The sequence below is a fragment of the Cupriavidus sp. WS genome (genome assembly GCF_000395345.1).
Classification (GTDB): domain Bacteria; phylum Pseudomonadota; class Gammaproteobacteria; order Burkholderiales; family Burkholderiaceae; genus Cupriavidus; species Cupriavidus basilensis_B.
This window is the reverse complement of record NZ_AQPL01000408.1, coordinates 1-3,266: the sequence shown is the minus strand read 5'-3', so window position 1 is coordinate 3,266 and position 3,266 is coordinate 1. Positions and strand designations below refer to the sequence as shown.

The following is a 3,266-nucleotide window of genomic DNA, read 5'->3' as shown; positions in this document are numbered from 1 at the left end:
CGAGGTCGTCCACCTCGATGGCGTCGCCCTCGGCGAAGGCGTAGGCGCGCTCGAGCAGGTTCTCCAGCTCGCGCACGTTGCCCGGGAACGGATATTCCGCCAGGCGCTGCTGCGCCGCCGTCGACAGCCGCTTGGGGTGGCGGTCGCCGTAGCGCACCGCGAGGTGCTCCAGGATGGCGCCGGCCAGCACCGGCAGGTCCTCGCGCCGCTCGCGCAGCGTGGGCATGCGCAGCGCCAGCACGTTGAGCCGGTAGAACAGGTCCTGGCGGAACTGGCCGGCGGCCACCATCGCGGCCAGGTCCTTGTGGCTGGCGCACAGCACGCGCACGTCGACGTTTTCCTCGCGGCTGGCGCCGATCTTGCGCACGCGCCGCTCCTGCAGCACGCGCAGCAGCTTGACCTGCATGGCCAGCGGCAGGTCGGCCACCTCGTCGAGCAGCAGCGTGCCGCCGTGGGCGGCCTGGAAGAAGCCGCCGCGCTCGGCGTCGGCGCCGGTGAAGGCGCCCTTGACGTAGCCGAAGAACTCGGACTCCATCAGCGTCTCGGGGATGGCGCCGCAGTTGACCGCCACGAACGGGTGCGACGCGCGCGTGCTGATGGCGTGGATGGCGCGCGCCGCGCGCTCCTTGCCACTACCCGATTCGCCGCTGATGACGATCGGCGCCATGCTGCGCGCCAGCCGCGACAGCGAGCGGCGCACCTCGTGCATGGCCGCCGAATGCCCGGGCAGCAGGTTGAAGGCGCGGTCCGCGGTGCCGGCCGCGGCGCCGCCCTCACCGCCCTCGCTGCCGTCGCCGCCCTCGGCCGGGTCGCGCTGCTGGCGCCCCAGCGCGTTGAGGATCAGGCTGCGCAGCTGGTCCAGCGAGACCGGCTTGGCGATGTAGTCGAAGGCGCCGGCCTTGAGCGCCTCGACCGCGTTGTCGGCGCTGCCGTAGGCGGTGATCACCGCCACCGGCACGCGCTCGGGCGCGCTCGAGAGCTGGCGCACGATGTCGATGCCCTGGCCGTCGCCGAGGCGCATGTCGGTCAGCACCAGGCTGTAGCGGCGCGCCGCGAGCTGCGCGCGCGCCTCGGCCAGCGAGCCCGCCAGCACCACGTCGTGGCCCATGCGGCGGATCGAGATGTCGAGCAGTTCTCGCAGGTCGGCCTCGTCGTCGATGACGAGGATCGGATCTGGGCCTGGCGTCTTGAGGGACATGGGTCTGGCGCGGTGGTGAGGCGGGCGGGAAGCGGTCAGCCGCCGGCTTGGTCCGGCGCATGGATGCGCAGGGTCAGCACGAAGGCCTTGGCCGGCAGTGTATCGCGTGACGCCGGGGCCAGCATGCCGGTGCGCGCCAGCAGCGCGTCGAGCGAGATGGTGCCGTAGCGCACCTGGGCATCGTTGGCGCCGCACAGCTCGCGCGCCATGAACAGGCCCAGGCCGGTGCCCTGCGCGTTGCTGGTGAAGAACGGCTCGAACAGCGTGCGCTGGTGCTCGCGCGAGACCTCCACGCCGTCGTTCCACACGATCAGCTCGGCATGGTGCTGGTCCAGCGCGTGGGCCAGCAGGCGGATCGCGCCGGGCAGGCGGCTGCAGTAGCGCCATGCGTTGTCGAGCAGGTTGCCCAGCACCTGCTGCAGCTGCGACGAGTCGAAGATGACCGGGCGCGCCACGTCCACCGTGAGCCGCACCGCGTTGGCGTTGATCTCGGCCGGGCGCGGCATGCGGCTCGCGCCCATCGGGTCGTGGGTGGCGGAGCGCGCGCGCATCTCCAGCCGCCAGCGGTCGACAATCTCGGGCAGCGCCTGGTTCAGGTCCACCACGGTGCGCTCGGTGCGCGGGCGGCGCGACATCTGCAGCACGTCCGACACCACCTGGTCGAGCCGCTGCACGTTGTCGTGGATGATGCGCAGCAGGCGCGCGTCGATGTCGCCGTCGGGGCGCCCGCGCCCGGTCTCGGACAGCAGCTCGCTGGCCTGGCTGATGGCCGCCAGCGGATTGCGGATCTGGTGCGCCACGCTGGCCACCAGCCGGCCCATCGCCGCCAGCTTTTCCTGCTGCACCTGCTCGGCGATGCGCTCCCAGCTTTCGATGTGGACCAGCACGGTGTCGCGCATCTCGCTGCGCAACAGGGCTTCGTCCTCGGGCCGCCAGGCCATCGCCTCGTTCTGGGCGATGGCCAGGCGCAGGCGCGCCGCCGCCTCGGGCGTGAGCTCGTTCCAGGTGGCGGTGTCCATCGCCTGCTGCGCGCTCAGCGACACCGACAGCGACGAGGCGAAGGTCGAGCGCAGGCTGGCCAGGCCCGGCAGCAGGAAGCGCAGGCGCAGGCGCGTGTGCAGGATCGGGCCGCGCCCCGACGACGGCCGCGACGGCAGCGGCAGCAACTGCAGGATGCGCGGCGCGTCGTCCTTGCTGCGCACCCAGTCGCGCAGCATCTCCATGAGCGGCTGCAGGCGCGGGATCTGGCGCAGGTCGAACAGCGCGTCGCGCCCGGTGCCGGGCGTGGTGACGGCCTTGCCGCGCTCGGCCGGCTGCACGCCGAGCAGCACCACCGCGGCCGGGTTGGCGGCCACCACGGCGCCGTTGGCGCGCAGCAGCATGACGCCGTCCTGCATGTCGTTGACCATCAGCCGGTTGACCAGCTGCTGCAGGCGCAGCTCCTGCTCGCGCGCCAGCGCCAGGCGCTCCTGCGCGAGCTGGCGGTTGGCCAGCAGGTACATCAGCGAGGCCGCGATCATGAACACCAGGCCGTACAGCCCGGAGCCGAGCAGGCCGGCATCGGCCCGGTGCAGCAGCAGGGTCTGCGCGAACGGGCTGCTCATCACCACCAGCGCCGAGACCGCGGCGGTGGACAGCGCGAACAGCAGGCTGGTGAGCGCGCCGGCCTGCAGCGCCGGCAGCAGGAAGATCATGGCCATGCCTTCGCTGCGGTAGCCGTGGGCGTGGAAGATCAGGCCCAGCAGCAGCAGGTCGGCCAGCACCTGCATGTGCACGCGCAGGTGGAAGCCGCGCCGCCACCACAGCGCGGCGGCGGTCATGGCGAGCGCCATCAGCGCATAGGGCACCGCCAGCGGCAGCGCGGCCTGGGCCTGGCCGAGCGCCTGCGCCAGCCGCTCGGTCTCGCCGCGCTGCGCCGGCAGCCAGGCGTAGCCGAGCAGCAGCGCGGCCACGGCCAGGCGCGCCCAGCAGAAATAGCGCAGCAGGCGCCAGTGGAATTCAGGCGGCTCGGGCCGCCGCCACAGCGCGGCGACGGCGCCCCAGGCGCCGGAGCGGGCCGGCGGGCGCG

General features: G+C 73.1%; 2 protein-coding genes. Both read right to left on the bottom strand.

The genetic code is table 11. The features are described from left to right. Positions 1-1,198, bottom strand: a 1,198-nt coding sequence (locus tag K206_RS0128710; RefSeq protein ID WP_020205807.1) for a sigma-54 dependent transcriptional regulator, incomplete at its 3' end; no start/stop codon positions are given. Positions 1,199-1,233: 35 nt separating this feature from the next. Next, positions 1,234-3,266: histidine kinase dimerization/phospho-acceptor domain-containing protein (locus K206_RS0128705; protein ID WP_020205806.1), on the bottom strand; the 2,033-nt coding region annotated here is incomplete at its 5' end.